Consider the following 16,643-nt stretch of genomic DNA (forward strand, 5'->3'; position numbering starts at 1 on the left):
ACGCATAGGTGGGCGCATGGTCGAGTGGTATTTGTTCCTGCCGCAGGTGCGGCTGTCGGTGGCCGACATCGCGGAGCGGGCACGTCACGCCGAGGCCAGCGGCTTCGACGGCATGGCGTTCATCGACCACCTCGAGGCGCCGGGTCTGCCCGACGAAAGCATCTGGGAGGCAATGGGCGTCGCCAGCTGGGTGGCGGCCAAGACCGAACGGCTGCGGATCGGCCACCTGGTGCTGTGCGACGCGTTTCGGCACCCCGCCGTGTTGGCCAAACAAGCCGTCACCCTGTCCGACGCGTCTGGGGGCAGATTCGATCTGGGCCTCGGCGCGGGGTCCTGGCCCGCGGAGTTCGCCCGATTCGACGTCGGCCGGCGGGATGCGGTGGCCAGGGTCGAGCAGCTGGAGCGGCACCTGGCGCTGCTGCGGCGCTACTGGGGTGACGATCCGCAGGCAGGCCCCCCGCAGGCCCCCCGCAGGTCTCATCCCATCCCGCTCGTCCTCGGCGGCACCGGGCCCCGGATGATGAAACTCGTTCGCACATACGCGGATTGGTGGAACCTACCGGCCAACCACCTCGACAAGCTGTCCACGCTGGTCCCCGCCGCGGGGACGGCCCGGGTCTCGGTTCAGCAGATGGTGGGGTTCGTGCGGGCGGGCGGTGATCCGGACCAGGTGCGCGAAGTGAGCACGCGCCGGTTCGGCAACCTGGGGTCCGGGCTGGTGTGCGGCGACGCCGACGAGCTGATCGCCCACTTCACCGGGCTGGCCGCCCAGCGGGTGGAGCGGTTCTATGTGTGGTTCGCCGACTTCGCCGTTCCCGATTCCCTGCACGAGTTCGGCGAAACGGTGATCAAGGCGTTTGCTGCCGCCGGCGCCGGGCTTCCGTAGGCACGACCGGCGGCCGGGCGAACGGCCCGCGCGGCACCGCGCTGAGCCGGATCTCCGGCAGGTCGACCGACGGGTCGACGGTGTCCAGCCACGCGACGGCCTCGGCGACGTCGGACACCTGGATCGCGTGCATCTCGAAGGGAACGTCCTGCAGCATTTCGGTTTCCACCGGGCCCGGGGTGACGATGTGCACGGCGATGCCGTCGCGGTCGACTTCGGCCGCCAGGGCGCGGGCGAACGCGTTCATGCCGGCCTTCGACGCCGAGTAGGCGGTCCGGGCCATCATCGGCTCGTGCGCCGCCGACGACGACACGAACACGAACCGCGAGCCCGCCCGCATCCGCGGCAGCGCGGCGGCGGTCACCACGAAGCAGGAATCCAGGTTGGCCGAGAGGATGGTCCGCCACTGCTCGAACGTCTGCTTGCGGACGTACGTCCCGCCCAGCGTTCCGGCGGCGTGCACGAGGAGGTCGATCCGCTCCAATGCGCTTGTGGCAGCGGCAAATCCGTCCGGGTCCGATGCATCGGCCACGATGTGGCGCGCGCCGATCTCCGCGGCGGCCGCCCGCAGCGGGGCCTCGCGGCGCGCCGCCAGCACCACGTCGTAGCCCAGCTCCACCAGCTTGCGAGCGCACCCCTTGCCGATCCCGCCGCTGCCGCCGGTGACCAATGCGGTTCTCAAGGCTGCCTCTTTAGGGTTGGCGGAAGTCCCGCGTCCGCGACAGCGCCTGCGGCGACAGCGCGTGAATTCGTTGATCGTGCCGGTCGGAGAGCACATAGGTCTGCGTGTCGGCGAGATGACGACCCGCGATGCGGCGCGCCCGGTCGACGTCGCCCTCGGCGATGGTCTCGGTCAGCTTGACGTGCGTGCTGAGCACCGCGCGGCGTTGAGCCAGCGACGGGTAGGTGCCGCGTGCCGCGCTCTCGTCCGCCCACTGTTGTTCATGGCTGGTCCACAGCGTTTCCAGGCTGCCGACCACCGCGATGATGGTGTGGTTGCCGCAGCCGCGAACCACGAGATCGTGGAATTCGCGGCCGATTTCGGTGAACAGGCCGCCGTCCTCGATGTTGTCGGCCATGGACTCGTTGACCCGGTTGAGCTCGGGGACCAAGGTGTCGGCCCGGTCGGGGCGGCGCGCGGCCAGCGCGGCGCACGCGGGCTCGAGTTCCTGCAACGCCATGCCGAGGTCGGCCACCGCGACGGACTCGCTTTGCAGCAGCAGCCCGAGCATGTACGCGGCGCTGGTCTTCGCCGGGGCGTGCACGACGGCGCCCCCGCGGTTACCCCGCCGGACCGAAACCAGCCCCTCGGTTTCCAGGATTCGCAGCGCTTCGCGCAAAGAAACCAGGCTCACGTTGAACTGTTCGACGAGCACCTCTTGGCGCGGCAACAGGTCGCCGTCGGCGAGCTCGCCGTTGATGATCTGGCGGCGCAGCTCGTCGGCTACGATTTCTGCGATCCGCGGCGCCGACAATCGGCGACGGGCGTCGGGGCCAATTCCCAAGGCGGTCATCCGATCCTCGAAACAACTCAACTCGCTGGCTTAGCTATTTTAGCAGTAATGGTATAAATAGCTTCTTCGATCGCGTGCCGGTCGGGAGGGCGGTGTAAGTGAGCGAGCGGTCCGACAGCCACCCGGCACCGCTGCATGACCTGCGTGTCATTGAGATCAGTGACCGGATAGCCGGCAGCTACTGCGGCAAGCTACTGGCCGACGCCGGCGCGCAGGTGCGCAAAATCGAACCGGCGCAAGGAGATTGGCTCCGCCGGTACTCCGCGACGCAATCGACGGTGCCGGACGGGCAGAGCTCGCCGTTCTTCGCCTACCTCAACGCCGGCAAGCGCAGCATGACTTACCCGCCCGGCACGCAGCGGTTCTCGGACGAACTGGCCGGCGCGGACGTTGTCGTGGTCACCGCGGGCCGGGCGCGGGCCGCGGCGCTGGGCGTCGACCCGCAGCGGCTGCTGGCCGCCTCGCCGCACGCGATCGTCGTCACGATCTCCGACTTCGGCTGGACGGGCCCCTATGCCGAGCGGGCCGCCAGCGAATTCACCCTGCAAGCGTGGGCGGGCTCGCCGGGCTTCCGTGGCGATCCCGCCGGACCGCCCATCTCCATCGGCGGCGACCTGGGGGAGTACATGGGCGGCGTGTACGCGGCTTTCGGCGTACTGGCCCTGCGCCGCCGGGTGGAGCGCGGCGGCCCCGGCGAGCACCTCGATCTGTCCATGCTCGAGGCGTTGACCGCGATGCAGAGCAGCGAATGGCTGCACTCCCAGCTGCTGCGCGTTCCGCCGATCCGTCGCACGCTCGAGGTGCCATCGATCGAGCCCGCGAAAGACGGCTACGTCGGGATCACCATGGTCACCGGTCAGCAATGGCTGGACTTCGTCGCGATGGTCGAGTGCCCCCAGCTCGAGGAGATCGAGCAGCTGCGCTTCCAGATCGGCCGGTGGGCCTACCGCGATCTGATCCGCGAACAGATCGGGCCATGGCTGGCCGAACGGACGGTCGAGGAGGTCGTCGAGCTTGGCCAATTGTTCCGGCTGCCCATCGCGGCGCTGGGCAACGGCTCCACGATCCGCCAGCTGGAGTACGTGACGCAACGGGGGGTGTTCATCGCCAATCCCGCCGGCTTCCACCAGCCCCGGCCGCCGTGGCTGATGTCGGCGTGCGCGGCCGCCCCGGCGCGGGCCGCCCCGGCCCTGGGTGCGGATAACGACGAGAACCCCTGGCGGCCAAGGGGATCCGAGGTGAGCCCGGACGTGCGTGGGCTGCCCCTGGCGGGTGTGCGCATCGTCGACCTGACCGCGTTCTGGGCCGGTCCCGCGGCCACCCACCTGCTGGCCGCCTTCGGTGCCGACGTTGTCAAGGTGGAGTCGATCCAGCGGCCCGACGGCATCCGATACTCCGGCGGCATGCGCACCGATGTCGACGATTGGTGGGAATACGGCTGGGTGTTCCACGCGATGAACACCAACAAGCGTTCCGTCACATTGGATTTGGGTTGCGACGACGGCCGTCGCCTGTTCACCGAGCTGGCCGCCGGCGCGGACGTGGTGATCGAGAACTTCTCACCGCGGGTGATGGACCAGTTCGGCCTGACCGCCGAGGCGCTGCTAAACGTGAACCCCAAGCTCGTCGTTGCCCGGATGCCCGCGTTCGGACTGGACGGGCCGTGGCGGGACCGGGTCGGGTTCGCCCCGACCATGGAACAGATCGCCGGCCTGGCCTGGGTGACCGGGTTGCCCGATGCCCCGCCGGTGACCCCGCGCGGTGCCTGCGATCCGTTGGCCGGGGTGCACGCCGCGTTCGCCGTGCTGGCCGCGCTGACCTTCGCCGAACGCACCGGTTCGGGCCAGCTGGTCGAGCTGCCGATGCTCGAGACGGTGCTGAACGCCACCGCGATTCAGGCGATCGAAGCCGAGGTCTTCGGGACGACGATGACCCGCCGGGGCAATCGCGGTCACGGCGAGGCGATCCAGAACATCTACCGGTGTGCCGGCGACGACGACTGGATCGCCGTCACCGTGCGCGAGGACGCGCAGTGGCGTGCCCTGGTCGAGTTGATGGGCCGACCCGCGTGGTGCGACGAGGGGCTGGCCACCGTCGCCGGGCGGCGGCAGCGGGCGGACGACGTCGATCGCCGGCTCGCGGATTGGTTTGCCGGCCAACCCCTTCAGCCGACGGTGGAGCGGCTGGCCGCCGCCGGTGTTCCCGCCGCGCCGGTGGTGTCGCCGTCGCTGGTCACCGACAATCCGCAGCTGCGCCATCGGGGGTTTTTGGAGACCTTGCACCACCCGAGCACGGGCGCGGGCCTCTATCCCTGCCCACCGTTCGCCCGGCTGGCCGGTCAGGACGAGTGGCTGCGGTGTCCGCCGCCGCGGTTGGGCGAGCACAATGAGGAGATACTGCGCGAACGGTGCGGGCTGACCGACGAAGAACTGACGCGCCTCGCAACCAGCGGGGTGATCGGGACCCGACCCAAGGGCCTGTAAGGAGTGGAGGGCATCTGATGCGCGTGACGGTTGACGAGAACCTGTGCGAGGCCAATGGCTTCTGCGAATCGCTGGCGCCGGAGGTTTTCGAACTGGGGGACGAGGACGTCGTGCAGATCGCGGAGGGCCCCGTGCCGCCGCGACTGGAGATCGACGTGCGCGCCGCGGTGGACCAGTGCCCCAAGGCCGCGCTGCGGCTCACCCAGTGAGCCCCTAGCGCCGCTCGGCCAGCGAGATCGACATTGCGTCGAAGATGGACATGTTGGTCATCAGGTTCGGGTGAGCGACCGTTGCCGGCCCGATCTCGATGTCGTCGCAGCGCAACAACAGCTCGTCGAACACCGCGCGGAGTTCGGCGCGCGCCAGCATCGCGCCGAGGCAGTGGTGCGGCCCGCCGCCGCCGAAAGCCACGTGCGGGTTGGGTTGCCGGCCGATGTCGAACGTGAACGGCGACGAGAAAACGTCCTCGTCACGGTTCGCCGACCGCAGCGTCGAGACCATTCGCTCGCCCTTGGCGATGCGCTGGCCGTCCATCTCGACGTCGACCTTGGCGGTGCGCGTCCAGTAGGCCACCGGGGACGCCCAGCGCAACACCTCCTCGACCGCGGTCGGCCGCAGGCCTTCGTCGGAGCGATAGCGCTCGACCTGCTCCGGGTTGGCCAGGAAGGCCTGCAGTCCGATCGCCAGGGCGTTCTTGGTGGTGTCGCTGCCGGCGAAGGCCAACACGAAGAAGAAGAATTCGAGTTCGTTGGGGGGCAACCGGAATTCCACGCCGTCGTCGCCGGTGATCACCGCCGACGCGAGGGTGCTCCAGATGTCATCGGTGGGATTGCGTCGCTTCTCGGCGGTCAGCTCCATCGCGTAGTCGAAGACGGACGCGAAGAGCTCCACTTCCACGTGCCCGCTCGGGCTCGCTTCCGGGGCGAGCGCCTTCAGGATGCGGTCGAAGAGGTCGAAGACCCGCGGTCGGTCCTCCTCCGGGATGCCGATGATGTCGCCGATCACCGTCATCGGCAACGCGTCGGCGACGTCGGAGATCCAATCGCCACCGCCCGCGGCGAGTAGGTCGTCGATCATCCGCGCCGCCCGGGCCCGGATGCCGGCCTCCAGCTTGGCGATCGCCCGCGGATTGAACGCGTTGGAAATGAGTTTGCGACGTTTGTTCAGGTCCGGGGGGTCCAGCGTGATGATCGTCGGCGACGACGAGAACATGGCAACCGGCTGAATGAGCGGCCCGTCGGCCGCGGTGAACGAGTCGGTGTCGCGGTGCAGGCGGACGGCGTGCCGGTGTTTGGTCGCCACCCAGAAATCGCGGTGGACGGTCTGGGCGACGCCGGGGGTCAGTTCGTGTCGGAACAGGGGCCGGCTGCGCCGTAACTCCGTGAACAACTCGTCGGGAAACCCGTTGCGCCACAAGCCGAAATCGGAAAGATCCACTGCCGCAGCCGTCATCTGTAACCCCGCTCTGCCGGACGCGTTTGGTCCCGCGTTGACGTTCAATGCTTAAAATAGTAAAAATAGACCTTGTCGTCGAACCGCGGTGAGTGATGGGCGGCCCAGTTGCGCTCGGCTCGCCTCGGTCAGGGCGGGATATGGAGAGCTCGTGACGCATACAATTTCGGATCCGGCGTCGGATCCGGCCGGAGATCCGTCGGAACGTGAGTTCGGACAGTCCGGCATCGCGCTGTCGACCTATCGGTTCCCGACGGGCTGGTTCATCGTCGCCTTCGGCTCCGACCTGGCCGCGGGTGACGTCAAGCGGGCGCATTACTTCGGTGAGGAGCTCGTCATCTTCCGCACCGAGTCCGGCCGGGTGCACGTGATGGACGCCTATTGCCAGCACCTCGGCGCCAACCTCGGTGTCGGCGGCACGGTGGAAGGCGACAACATCGTCTGCCCGTGGCACGGCTGGCGCTGGCGGGGCGACGGCACGAATGCTCTGATTCCCTACAGCAAGATCGGTTGCAAGAACAACGTCCGTATCCGCACTTACCCGACCGTGGAGTGGTACGGCTTCGTGCTGGCCTGGCACGAGCGCCACGGCCGGGCGCCGTATTGGCAGCCCCCCGTGCTGCCCGAGCTGGAGACCGACGAGTATTACCCGCTGCACCCGCACACCCAGATGCTCAACCGGGTGAAGGTGCACCCGCAGATGATCATCGAAAACGCCGCCGACCCCTACCACGTGCAATACGTGCACAAGGCCGCCAACCCGGCCACCACCGCGTCGTTCGAGGTGTCCGGCTACCACTTGCACGCCACCGTCAACGCCCATTTCGGCGGCGGGCGCGCGTCAACCTGGCTGACCCCCAACGGGCCAGTCGACGCCAAGATCATTTACGACAACTACTCGCTGGGGCTGGGGGTCGTCCGGTTCCCCAGCGAGCTGGTGGCCACGGTCCAGGTGACCGGGCAGACGCCGGTGGACGAGGATTACACTGATTACTTCTACACGCAGGCCTCCGTCCGCGAGCCCGGCGACACGGGCGACGTGCCGACCGGTCGCGCCGCCAAATTCCTGGCGCTGCAGCAAGAGGTCATCAAACAGGACTTCTTCACCTGGGAGAACATGAAGTACTTGGAGAAGCCGAACCTGGCTCCCGAAGAGGCGCATGACTATGCGGCCCTTCGTCGCTGGGCCCACCGCTTCTATCCGGGCCCGCAGCCCGCGCCGTCCGACTTCGGCTACACCGCGGCCGGTGAGCCCGACCCGGCGGCCGCAAAAGCCTGATCGGCGAGCCGATGCATGCCGACCGGAGCGCGCCGTCAGGGCCCTCCGATTTCGGCGTCGAGAGCTTCACCGTCCCCGCCGTGCTCGATCGGCGCGCCGAGCAGCATCCCGACCGGGTGATGATGTCGATCGGCGGTGTCGACGTGACGTTCGAGCAGATGCGGCAGCGGTCCTGCGCCGCGGCGAACATGCTGACCGACTTGGGTGTTGGACGCGGCGACGGCGTGGCCTTGTTCACCGGCACGTGCCCGGAATGGGTCTACTTCTGGTTGGGTGCGGCGCGCATCGGCGCGGTCAGCGCGGCGGTCAACGCCGCGAACAAAGGCGACTTTCTGGCGCACACCCTGCGGCTGGCCCAGGCCAAGGTGATCCTCACCGATGCCGAGCGCCGGCCCCGGGTCGACGAGGTCGTCGGCGCGCTGGATCAGGTGCCCACCGTTGTGCTGCAAGGCGATTCGCTCGAGGCGGCACTGAACAGTGACGCCGGCCGGCCGGTCGCCGACCTCACCGCGGCGCTGGGGGAGGTGGGCTGTCTCTTCTACACGTCGGGCACCACCGGGCCGTCGAAAGCGGTTGCCACGACGTGGCATTACCTGTTCACGGTGGCCGCGACGGTCGCGTCGGCCTGGGAATTGCGCGCCGGGGAGGTGCTGTGGACGGCGATGCCGCTGTTCCACCTGAGCGCGGCGCCCAGCGTGCTGGCGCCGATGCTGCTGGGCGCGACGACGGCGCTGGCGCGGGCGTTTCACCCCGGCGAGGTGTGGGACGACGTCCGCGCCCGCGGCGCGGTCGGCTTCGCCGGCGCCGGCGCGATGGTGGCCATGCTGCGGAACCTACCCCCGGATCCGCGCGACGGGCAGCTGCCGTTGCGGTTCATCTCCGCGGCACCGATCACCGCTGAGGCCTATCGCGACATCGAAACGCGTTACGGCTGCCGCGTCGTCACGATGTACGGGATGACCGAGGCCTTCCCGATCGCCGTCAAGGCCCTCGCCGACGACGGGGCGCCCGGAACATCGGGGCGGCCGAATCCGAACTTCGACGTGCGCGTCCTCGACGACGGCGGCGATCCGGTGCCCGCCGGCGCACTCGGGGAGATCGCGTGCCGACCGCGCCATCCCCACGTCATGAGCGAGGGCTACGTCGGCCAAGGCCTGCGGGTGATTCCCCACCAAGAATGGTTTCGCACCGGCGATCTGGGCCGGATCGACGCGGAAGGCAACCTGACGTACGTCGACCGCAGAAAAGACTCGCTGCGCCGCCGTGGCGAGAACGTCTCCTCGGTGGAGGTGGAAACCGTCGTGATGAGTCATCCCGCCGTGGCCGAAGCCGCCGCGGTCGGGGTGCCCAGCGACTTGGGCGAAGACGACATCCTGGTGGTCGTGACGTTGCGGCCCGGGGCGGCAGTCGATTACACCGAGCTGCTCGACTTCTGCGCGGCCCGGATGCCCTATTTTTGCGTGCCGCGATTCGTCGAGACCGTCGACGAGCTCCCGAAGAATGTCATCGGGCGGATACGCAAGGACTTGTTGCGCGAGCGGGGGGTGACTGCAAAGGCGTGGGATCGTGAAGCTCAGGGCTATATCGTTAGCCGGTAAGTTACGTTAATGTTACGTAATCGTCGGAAAGTTACTTTAATGTTACGTCCGTCCGCTCATTGGCAGTCGTTTCCCAGGAGAGTCTGGAGTCCAGAATGACCATGTCCTATCAGGAGCAGCAGATGCTGCAGGCCGCCACGGGTCGCGCTGCCATCCTCAACCTGAACGCCCGACACAACCGCGCCTACTCCGACGGGGATCGCGAGCGCTGGATCGCCACCTTCCGCCACTCCGGCGCCACCTATCACCGCGACGGCGACACGTTCGACGACCTGCGCGCGGCATTCGACGGTGGCGACGGGCAGCGGCTGGTCACGGTTGACCACGAGATCCGCGTCGACGGGGTCAACGCGACACAGCATTGCGTCGCCGTGCTTTTCGCCGCGATGTACGGTGACACCACGCTGCGCGCCACCGGCATATTCCGGGACACGCTGATCTACGAGCGGGGCGGCTGGTACTTCACTTCCCGCTCGCTGCAATGGGATTCGGTGCCCAGTCGGCACCCGCTCGTTATGTGAGCGGCGTGGACCCGGACCTCAGTTACCAGCTGGCCTTCGGCACCTACGACGACGCGCTGCGGATGGTCGGCGCGACCAGCGAGCCGCGCACCGCGGCCACGGCGGTCAGCGGGGCGCGCATCCAGTTGTTCGCCGCGATGGTCCACGACGGCAATCGCTCCTACTGGGACGCCGAGTTCGCCCGCGGCAAATGGGGGGGCCTGCTGGCGCCGCCGGCCTTGCTGATGGGCTGGCTGATCCCGCCGCCCTGGGAGCCGCGAGGCCGGCCGCCGGTGGCATCGCTGGTGTTGCGGGTACCGCTGCCGGGCACCACATTCATCAACGCCGCCAACGACGTTGAGTTCGGAGAGCCCATCATCGAAGGCGACGTGCTCACCGTGGTCGAGGAACTGGTGTCGGTGTCACCGGAGAAGCGGACGCGGCTGGGCGTCGGCCATTTCGTCGAAACGCTGGAGACGTACCGCCGCCAGGACGGGGCGGTGGTCGCCACCTGCCGCAACACGTTGTTCCGGTTCACGCCGGGGGCGGCATCGTGACCGCAGACGACCTCAGCTTCGACGACATCACCGTTCCGGTCGACCTGCCCGAGGTGGTCGACCACATTGGCTACCAGCGGGTGGTCGAGAATGCCGGAGCGACGTGGGATTACTTCCCGGGCCACTTCGACCCCGAATACGCTCGGCGGCAAGGCAATCCGACGATCTACGTCAACACGATGCACCTCGCCGGCTTCGCCGACCGCGTCGCGACCGATTGGGCGGGCCCGAGCAGCCGCGTGGTGCGGCGCTCGTTGCGGTTGATGGGCTCGGTGTACGCCGGCGACACCATGATCGGCCGGGGACGAGCGGTGGCCAAGCGGCTGGACACCTCGGTGGACCCGCCGCGTCGCCTCGTCGACCTCGAGATCCAAGTGACCAATCAGCACGGCGCGCTGTGCTGCCCGGTCGAACTCACCCTGCAGATGCCGCATGGCCCCGGGCGATGACGAGGTGGCCGCAGGTTCTATAAGGGCGGCAACTGCCCTTTGCACACCAGGGTCTGAAGCTCGACATACTCGTCGAGGCCCTCGGGGCCGAACTCGCGACCGATCCCGGACTGCTTGAAGCCGCCGAACGGCGCGCCGATGTCCAGCGTGTACATGTTGATGCCGTAGGTGCCGGTGCGCACACCCGCGGCGATCTGAAGGCCGTGCGCGATGTCGGAGGTCCACACCGAACCGGCCAGGCCGTAATCGCTTTCGTTGGCGATCCGGATCGCGTCGTCCTCGTCGCGGTAGCGCAGCACGGTCAAGACCGGCCCGAAGATCTCCTCCCGGGCGATGCGCATGTCGTTCGTGGCGTCGGTGAACAGCGTCGGCCGCACATACCAGCCCCGGGCCGACGGACTGTCCTGGCCGCCGAGCACGATGCGGGCGCCGTCGGCCTGGCCGGACTTGATGTAGTCCTGCACGCGACGCTGTTGCCGTTGCGCGACAAGGGGTCCGATGTCGGTGGCGTCGTCGGCCGGATCGCCGACGTTCAGGCCCGACATCATCTCGGCCAGCGCGTCGACGACCTCGTCGTGGCGCCGGTCGCTGACCAGGATGCGGGTCTGCGCGACGCAGGCCTGACCGTTGTTCATCAGACCGGCGGTTTTCAGGCCGGCAACGGTCTTGTCGATGTCGGCGTCGTCGAGAATGATCGCCGCGGACTTGCCGCCCAGTTCCAGGCTGACGCGTTTGAGCTGATCGCCGCACAGGGCGGCGATGCGACGCCCGACGGCGCTGGAACCGGTGAACGCGATCTTGTCCACACCCGGATGGCGCACGAGCGCCTCCCCGATCTCGGGGCCGCCGGGCAGCACCGAGACGACGCCGTCGGGGAGGTCGAGCTGCTCGATCATTTCCGCCAACCACAAAGCGTCCAAGGGCGTTTCGGGTGCCGGCTTGATGATGACCGTGCAACCGGCGATCAACGCCGGAATGAGTTTGGGCATGATCAGGAACTGCGGCACGTTCCACGGCACGATCGCACCGACCACGCCGACCGGGGCCCGGCGCAGGTGCACCTCGCCCAGCACGCCCTGGCGCCGTTCCTCCCAGGGAAACTCGCGCGCGGCGGCCAGCGCCAGATGGATGAGCGTCGCGGCGGCCGCCGCTTGGCCCAGCCGGCTGAAACTGCGCGGGGAGCCCATCTCGTCGGTGATCAGGTCGGCCATCTCGTCGATGTGTCCGGCGTAGATCCCGGCGAGCTGTTCGACCTTGGCCATGCGCTCGGCGTGCGTCATCCGCGGCCACGGACCGCGGTCGAACGCCACTCGCGCGGCGGCAACCGCGGCGTCCACGTCCGCGGGCCCGGCCAACTGGACGTGGCCGATCGGTTCCTCCGAGTGCGGGGAGATGACGGCGAGCTGCCGGGGGTTGGCGGGCTTGCGCCACTGCCCCCCGATGAAGAGTTCGCTGTAGGACCGGTGGTCGACAACTGCTGTCATCGGACACTTCCTCGAGGGGTTGGGCGCACCTGGCACAGTGACCGTGAATTCGCTATTGACGCTAACATAGCGAAAAAAGCAGCGAGGGCCGATATGACCAGCGATTGGCGCAGTTACCCGTTCCAGTTGGTGCCCGGCGACAGCCAGCTGGATTTCCCCGCCGCCGAGGGCGAGCATCCGGATCAGGAGTCGGACACCTGGTTCATCGCCGGGCAGCTTGATGCCGCCGAGACCGGCCGGTCGTTCGCCTTTCTGACGATCTTCAACAAGAACCGGCCCGGCGGCACCGTGGTCGCGGATTTCTATACGCTGGCGCTGTTCGATTTGGATTCCGGGGACTACGGCACCTACACGGACTACGACATGCCGCCGGCCAACCTCAAGCCCGGAGCGCAGCACAAGTTGGCGTTGACCCCCGGCTATCTCGACATCCATTACGCCAGCGGGGCCGGCACCGCCTCCTGGACCACCTGTCGCGACGGCGATGGCGGGCTGCTGCCCTACACCTACCGCGTCAGCCTGGTCGGCGAGGACCAGTCGGGCCGGCCCATGCGGCTGGACCTGGCCGTAACACCAACGCGCGCACCGACACCGGTGGGCGCGTCGACCTACAACGGGAAGATCTGCTGCTTCGGCCAGACCGAAACCTATTCGTATTTCCAGACCGGCATGGCGATGACGGGCACCCTGCGCTGGGGTGACCTGGTCCAGCAGGTGTCCGGCAGCAGCGGGCACATCGACCGGCAATGGTTCCCGAAATACGCCGGCGGCGGGGGAACCGGGGGAGACCCGAGGGCCCGCTCGCACGAATGGCGCACCATAAACTTCGACAATGGCGTGGACCTGAGCATCTGGCGGCAGTTCGACCGCACCAATGGCAATGCGCTGCAACCGTTTACCGGCGTGACAACCAGCCATCCCGATCCCGCCGTGCCGCCCGAATGCGCCGAAGACGTCGAGGTGACGGTCAGCAGCTACGTGCGCTGGCCGGACGCGGTGCAGCCGTTGGTGCGGCCACACGCGGACGCCCGCTACCTGCCGGACCGGCACCGGATCACCTGCCGCACCATGCAACTCGACATCGTCGGGGAGCCGCTGGTGCCCGCGCCCGCCCACGGCCTGCCCATCGAGTACATGGAGGGCCCCTACCGGTACCGCGGAACGTTGTGGGGCGAGCCCGTGACCGGCTTCGCGTTCAATGAGCGCTCCCTGGCCCTGTACCGGGATTGGGAGCTGGTCGAAGTGCTGACCACCACCGTCGCGAACATGGAGCCGGCCGACCGGGACCTGCAGACGGCCGCCGGCCTGCTGGTGCAGCTGCTGGCCCGGGGCCGCCGAAGCGAAGCGATCGGCTTGTTGACCACGGTGCGTTCGGGCCAAAACGACACGCTCACAACGTTGTTGGACGATCTGGTAACGGCGCTGTCCGTCGAGGGTTGAGGGACCGGGCCGCGAGACTGAAACCACGCACGTGTGTTGCGGCGTGTCGTGTGCGTGGTTTAAGTGTCGCGAAGCGCCTGGGCCCAGGCGTTGTGGCGATGCTGCAGTCCCGGTTCGCTGCGGCCGAACAGCAGGTGATCGCGGGCACCGGACTCGAGGTTGGCCTGCAGGCCTTCGACCAGCCGGTAGTCCTCGTCGCGCACCGTGGCGTGGGCGTAGTCGAAGACGGCCTGCGCGCCCGCGGCCACCGATTCGTCCGAAATGTCCAGCGGCGTCGAATTCTGATGCACCGTAATCGATCTCCCCGGGCGATCACCGGGGTAGATCCGAAACAGCTCGCCGTTGGCGATGGTCACCGACAGCACGATGTTGGGGAACAACGCGTAGATGACGACCATGTTCTGGAACGGATCCCATTGCTCCTCGGGCACTTCGTCGAGTCCCAGGATCGTGTTGAGCGGGAAGATCAACCGATGGTGCGGGCCGAACGCGTCGAACACCGTGCAGTTGCTGCGCGCGATGGTGGCGAAGGTCTGCTGGTGCACGGTGGCGAAATGGTAGTTCTCCGAGAAGGTGTCGACCGCAAGCTTCCAGTTGATCGGGCAGTCGAGCACCTTTTCGCCCAGCGGCGACCAGCGTCCGATGCCCCACGAATCCAGCTCGTCGGCCAGGGGGCCGAGGTGTGCGGCCACGTCCAGGACGGACCCGGGATTCAATGCGACCCAGAGGAATCCGGCGAACTCGGCGGCCGGGAGCTCGGTCAGCCCTTCGGCCTTAACGCTTATGTCCGGGAAGCCCTCGCGACCGGGCAGCGCGACCAGCCGCCCGGTGTTGTCGTACGTCCACGCGTGGTACGGGCAGGTGAAACGCTTGGCCGTGCCGCAGCCGGTCGCCACCTGCGACTGGCGATGCAGGCAGACGTTGTCGAACGCCTTGACCGACCCGTCGGCCGTCCTGGTCAGCAGGAGCGACCGGCCCATCACCGTCTTGGTGCAGTACGCGCCGGGGCCGGGCAACTCCGAGACGTAGCCGACCAACTGCGGGCTGGCCAGCACCATGGCCCGGTCCCGTTCGTGACGCTCGGCCGAGGTGTATGCCCGCGCCTCGACCCGGGCCTGCTCCGGGGCGAGGTCGGTGGTCTTGTCGCGCGCCAGCTTCAAGGCGCGGCGGGTGAGGTCGATCAACTGGTCGCGTTCCATCTGACCAGTACAGACCTTGCCACAGTTGTAAGGTCAAGGAGTGGCTGAGCAGTTGCTGATCGGCGACGTCACGGCCCTGACCGGGATCGCGTCCGGCCGCATCCGCCACTACGAGAAGATCGGCCTGCTGCGCGCCGAGCATCTGTCCAACGGCTATCGGGTCTTCGACGTGGAGCAGGTCCTCGACCTGCTGCGCATCGACCTGATGCGAAGTCTCGGCCTCAGCATCAATGACATCCAGCGCCTGACCGAGGGCGGGCGCACCACGCTGGCGGGTGTCCTCGACGAGCACCGGACGTTGCTGATGCGCCAGCGCGACCGGCTGGACCAGTTGATCGCGGCCATCGATGCCGCGACCGACTGTCCCGACGCCGACGTCAGCGAGGACATCCTGCGCCGGCTGGCGACCACGCACCGCGACAGCATCGGCGTCATCGGGCGGCTCAGCGCGCCGTTGGCCGCGCCCGTCGCCGCCATGTACGCCGACCTGTTCGACGAGTGGGAGTTACCGGTTCCGGTCTTGTTCGGCCAGATGGTGCTGCCGCCGGCGGCCAGCACCCTGCTGGCCCAACTGGCCGAGACCCCGGGACGCGAGGTGCTGTTCGACCGGTTGCGCACCCTCGCGGGCGACGTGATCGGGTTGGGTGACGATCGGGCGGCCGCGACGGAACTCGCGCGCAGCTGGATCGCCAAGCAGCTGGCCGACCCGCTGCCCGACGACGTGGTCGGCGTGCTTCGGAGCGTGCAACCGTCGTTGGAGCGTGACCCCGTGATCGTGCAGGGCTTCCGCGCCTGGGCGGGATCGATCAACCCGGCGGCCGCTCATTTCCTGGACGAGATCGCGCGCGAGACTTCTCGCCGCGGCCTGGAGGCCGTCAGCGTCATCGTCCTGCCCGCGCCGCCGCCTTGCCAAACCGACGATGCGGCACTGTGATGCACATGTGACCTGTGTGGTCAATGTGTCAGATGGTATTTCTGTCGTACCCTGTCGCTTGTGTCCTCGGTGTCGCGGCGTGACCTGCTCAAATTGGCGGCGGCGACGCCCGCCTTGGTCGGCCTGGGCGTCGCCGGCGCCTCGTTGCGCCCGGCTCCCGCGGCGGCGTCGCTCGGCACCCTGCTCGACTACGCGGCCGGCGTCATCCCGGCCAGCCAGATCCGCGCCGCCGGCGCCGTGGGCGCGATCAGGTACGTGTCGGACCGACGACCCGGCGGCAACTGGATGCTGGGCAAGCCCATCCAGGTCGACGAGGCGCGCGACCTCAACAGCAGCGGGCTGAAGATCGTCTCCTGTTATCAGTACGGCAAGGGCAACACCGCCGACTGGCTCGGCGGCGCCAACGCCGGCATCCAGCACGCGCAACGTGGAATGCAACTCCACGCCGCCGCGGGCGGGCCCGCCACCGCGCCGATCTACGCATCCATCGACGACGACCCCTCTTACGACCAGTACAAACAGCAGATCGCGCCGTATCTGCGGTCATGGGAGTCGGTGATCGGTCATCAGCGCACAGGTGTGTACGCCAATTCCAAGACGATCGACTGGGCGCTGCACGACGGATTGGGCTCTTACTTCTGGCAGCACAACTGGGGCTCGCCCAAGGGATTCACCCATCCCGCGGCCCATCTGCATCAGGTCGAAATCGACAAACGCAGCGTCGGCGGGGTCGGGGTGGACGTCAACGAGATCCTCCAGCCGCAATTCGGGCAGTGGGCCTAGCCTCCCCGGCCCTTCCGCCGGCACCGGCGGGCCGCAACTCTTAGAGATCCCAGCAAACACTCGTTCGCTCATTTCCGGAAACGGC

16 protein-coding genes are annotated in these 16,643 nt (G+C 68.1%); 11 read left to right on the forward strand and 5 right to left on the reverse strand.

The genetic code is table 11. The features are described 5' to 3' along the window. The first annotated feature begins 16 nt into the window (after positions 1 to 16). Positions 17 to 886: an LLM class flavin-dependent oxidoreductase gene (locus A5680_RS12330; RefSeq protein WP_067819641.1), complete on the forward strand. Its 870-nt coding sequence runs from the start codon at positions 17 to 19 to the stop codon at positions 884 to 886. Here A5680_RS12330 and A5680_RS12335 read toward each other — a convergent pair. Together A5680_RS12335 and A5680_RS12340 are read right to left on the reverse strand one after the other, a co-directional pair. After that, positions 849 to 1,568: an SDR family oxidoreductase gene (locus A5680_RS12335; protein ID WP_067819644.1), complete on the reverse strand. Its 720-nt coding sequence runs from the start codon at positions 1,566 to 1,568 to the stop codon at positions 849 to 851. The two genes, A5680_RS12330 and A5680_RS12335, sit on opposite strands and share 38 nt — an antisense overlap. A gap of 10 nt (positions 1,569 to 1,578) precedes the next feature. After that, positions 1,579 to 2,400, reverse strand: coding sequence for a FadR/GntR family transcriptional regulator (locus A5680_RS12340; protein WP_067819646.1), 822 nt, complete (start codon positions 2,398 to 2,400; stop codon positions 1,579 to 1,581). Positions 2,401 to 2,498: 98 nt separating this feature from the next. On the opposite strand from A5680_RS12340, the gene A5680_RS12345 reads away from it, so the two are divergent. Next, positions 2,499 to 4,883: a CoA transferase gene (locus tag A5680_RS12345; protein ID WP_067819649.1), complete on the forward strand. Its 2,385-nt coding sequence runs from the start codon at positions 2,499 to 2,501 to the stop codon at positions 4,881 to 4,883. Between the two features lie 17 nt (positions 4,884 to 4,900). Next, the gene (locus tag A5680_RS12350) at positions 4,901 to 5,092 is read left to right on the forward strand and encodes a ferredoxin (protein ID WP_055402510.1); all 192 of its coding nucleotides are present in this window, start codon (positions 4,901 to 4,903) and stop codon (positions 5,090 to 5,092) included. A 4-nt stretch (positions 5,093 to 5,096) separates the two neighbouring features. Here the strand turns inward: A5680_RS12350 and A5680_RS12355 are convergent, their stop codons facing one another. Next, on the reverse strand, positions 5,097 to 6,383 hold the full coding sequence (locus tag A5680_RS12355) for a cytochrome P450 (protein ID WP_369827652.1): 1,287 nt from the start codon (positions 6,381 to 6,383) through the stop codon (positions 5,097 to 5,099). Between the two features lie 103 nt (positions 6,384 to 6,486). Between A5680_RS12355 and A5680_RS12360 the strand changes: the two genes are divergently transcribed. From A5680_RS12360 to A5680_RS12380, 5 genes are all read left to right on the forward strand, one after another. Further along, positions 6,487 to 7,614: an aromatic ring-hydroxylating dioxygenase subunit alpha gene (locus tag A5680_RS12360; protein ID WP_055402513.1), complete on the forward strand. Its 1,128-nt coding sequence runs from the start codon at positions 6,487 to 6,489 to the stop codon at positions 7,612 to 7,614. 11 nt (positions 7,615 to 7,625) lie between these two features. Further along, on the forward strand, positions 7,626 to 9,212 hold the full coding sequence (locus tag A5680_RS12365; RefSeq protein ID WP_067819653.1) for an AMP-binding protein: 1,587 nt from the start codon (positions 7,626 to 7,628) through the stop codon (positions 9,210 to 9,212). 95 nt (positions 9,213 to 9,307) lie between these two features. Beyond that, entirely contained in the window at positions 9,308 to 9,733 is a 426-nt protein-coding gene (locus tag A5680_RS12370) for a nuclear transport factor 2 family protein (RefSeq protein WP_067819656.1), read from the forward strand. A 62-nt stretch (positions 9,734 to 9,795) separates the two neighbouring features. Further along, entirely contained in the window at positions 9,796 to 10,269 is a 474-nt protein-coding gene (locus tag A5680_RS12375; RefSeq protein WP_197499783.1) for a MaoC family dehydratase N-terminal domain-containing protein, read from the forward strand. Then, on the forward strand, positions 10,266 to 10,718 hold the full coding sequence (locus tag A5680_RS12380) for a MaoC family dehydratase (protein WP_067819659.1): 453 nt from the start codon (positions 10,266 to 10,268) through the stop codon (positions 10,716 to 10,718). Before A5680_RS12375 ends, A5680_RS12380 begins: the two co-directional genes overlap by 4 nt. 17 nt (positions 10,719 to 10,735) lie before the next feature. Here the strand turns inward: A5680_RS12380 and A5680_RS12385 are convergent, their stop codons facing one another. Next, positions 10,736 to 12,202 carry an aldehyde dehydrogenase gene (locus tag A5680_RS12385; RefSeq protein WP_067819661.1) on the reverse strand — a complete coding sequence of 489 codons (1,467 nt, stop codon included), beginning with the start codon at positions 12,200 to 12,202 and terminating at the stop codon, positions 10,736 to 10,738. Between the two features lie 93 nt (positions 12,203 to 12,295). Here A5680_RS12385 and A5680_RS12390 point away from each other — a divergent pair, with 93 nt between their 5' ends. Beyond that, a complete protein-coding gene (locus A5680_RS12390) occupies positions 12,296 to 13,642 on the forward strand; it encodes a lipocalin-like domain-containing protein (protein ID WP_055405413.1) in 1,347 nt (448 codons plus the stop codon). A 59-nt stretch (positions 13,643 to 13,701) separates the two neighbouring features. Here A5680_RS12390 and A5680_RS12395 read toward each other — a convergent pair whose 3' ends face one another. Beyond that, positions 13,702 to 14,841 (reverse strand): aromatic ring-hydroxylating dioxygenase subunit alpha, encoded by a 1,140-nt coding sequence (locus A5680_RS12395; protein ID WP_067819664.1) that lies wholly within the window; start codon positions 14,839 to 14,841, stop codon positions 13,702 to 13,704. Between the two features lie 40 nt (positions 14,842 to 14,881). Between A5680_RS12395 and A5680_RS12400 the strand changes: the two genes are divergently transcribed. Both A5680_RS12400 and A5680_RS12405 read left to right on the forward strand, forming a co-directional pair. Further along, positions 14,882 to 15,775 (forward strand): MerR family transcriptional regulator, encoded by an 894-nt coding sequence (locus A5680_RS12400; RefSeq protein WP_067819666.1) that lies wholly within the window; start codon positions 14,882 to 14,884, stop codon positions 15,773 to 15,775. A 60-nt stretch (positions 15,776 to 15,835) separates the two neighbouring features. Continuing rightward, positions 15,836 to 16,558: a DUF1906 domain-containing protein gene (locus tag A5680_RS12405; RefSeq protein WP_067819669.1), complete on the forward strand. Its 723-nt coding sequence runs from the start codon at positions 15,836 to 15,838 to the stop codon at positions 16,556 to 16,558. Positions 16,559 to 16,643 lie beyond the last annotated feature (85 nt).

Origin of the sequence: Mycobacterium sp. E2989 (assembly GCF_001667595.1) — a bacterium.
GTDB lineage: Bacteria > Actinomycetota > Actinomycetes > Mycobacteriales > Mycobacteriaceae > Mycobacterium.

Bases quoted from the DNA above. Each gene is read 5' to 3' on its own strand.
- A5680_RS12390 (WP_055405413.1), top strand. From the start codon at position 12,296: ATGACCAGCGATTGGCGCAGTTACCCGTTCCAGTTGGTGCCCGGCGAC.
- A5680_RS12340 (WP_067819646.1), bottom strand. From the start codon at position 2,400: ATGACCGCCTTGGGAATTGGCCCCGACGCCCGTCGCCGATTGTCGGCG.
- A5680_RS12395 (WP_067819664.1), bottom strand. From the start codon at position 14,841: ATGGAACGCGACCAGTTGATCGACCTCACCCGCCGCGCCTTGAAGCTG.
- A5680_RS12370 (WP_067819656.1), top strand. From the start codon at position 9,308: ATGACCATGTCCTATCAGGAGCAGCAGATGCTGCAGGCCGCCACGGGT.
- A5680_RS12330 (WP_067819641.1), top strand. From the start codon at position 17: ATGGTCGAGTGGTATTTGTTCCTGCCGCAGGTGCGGCTGTCGGTGGCC.
- A5680_RS12365 (WP_067819653.1), top strand. From the start codon at position 7,626: ATGCATGCCGACCGGAGCGCGCCGTCAGGGCCCTCCGATTTCGGCGTC.
- A5680_RS12375 (WP_197499783.1), top strand. From the start codon at position 9,796: ATGGTCGGCGCGACCAGCGAGCCGCGCACCGCGGCCACGGCGGTCAGC.
- A5680_RS12385 (WP_067819661.1), bottom strand. From the start codon at position 12,202: ATGACAGCAGTTGTCGACCACCGGTCCTACAGCGAACTCTTCATCGGG.
- A5680_RS12350 (WP_055402510.1), top strand. From the start codon at position 4,901: ATGCGCGTGACGGTTGACGAGAACCTGTGCGAGGCCAATGGCTTCTGC.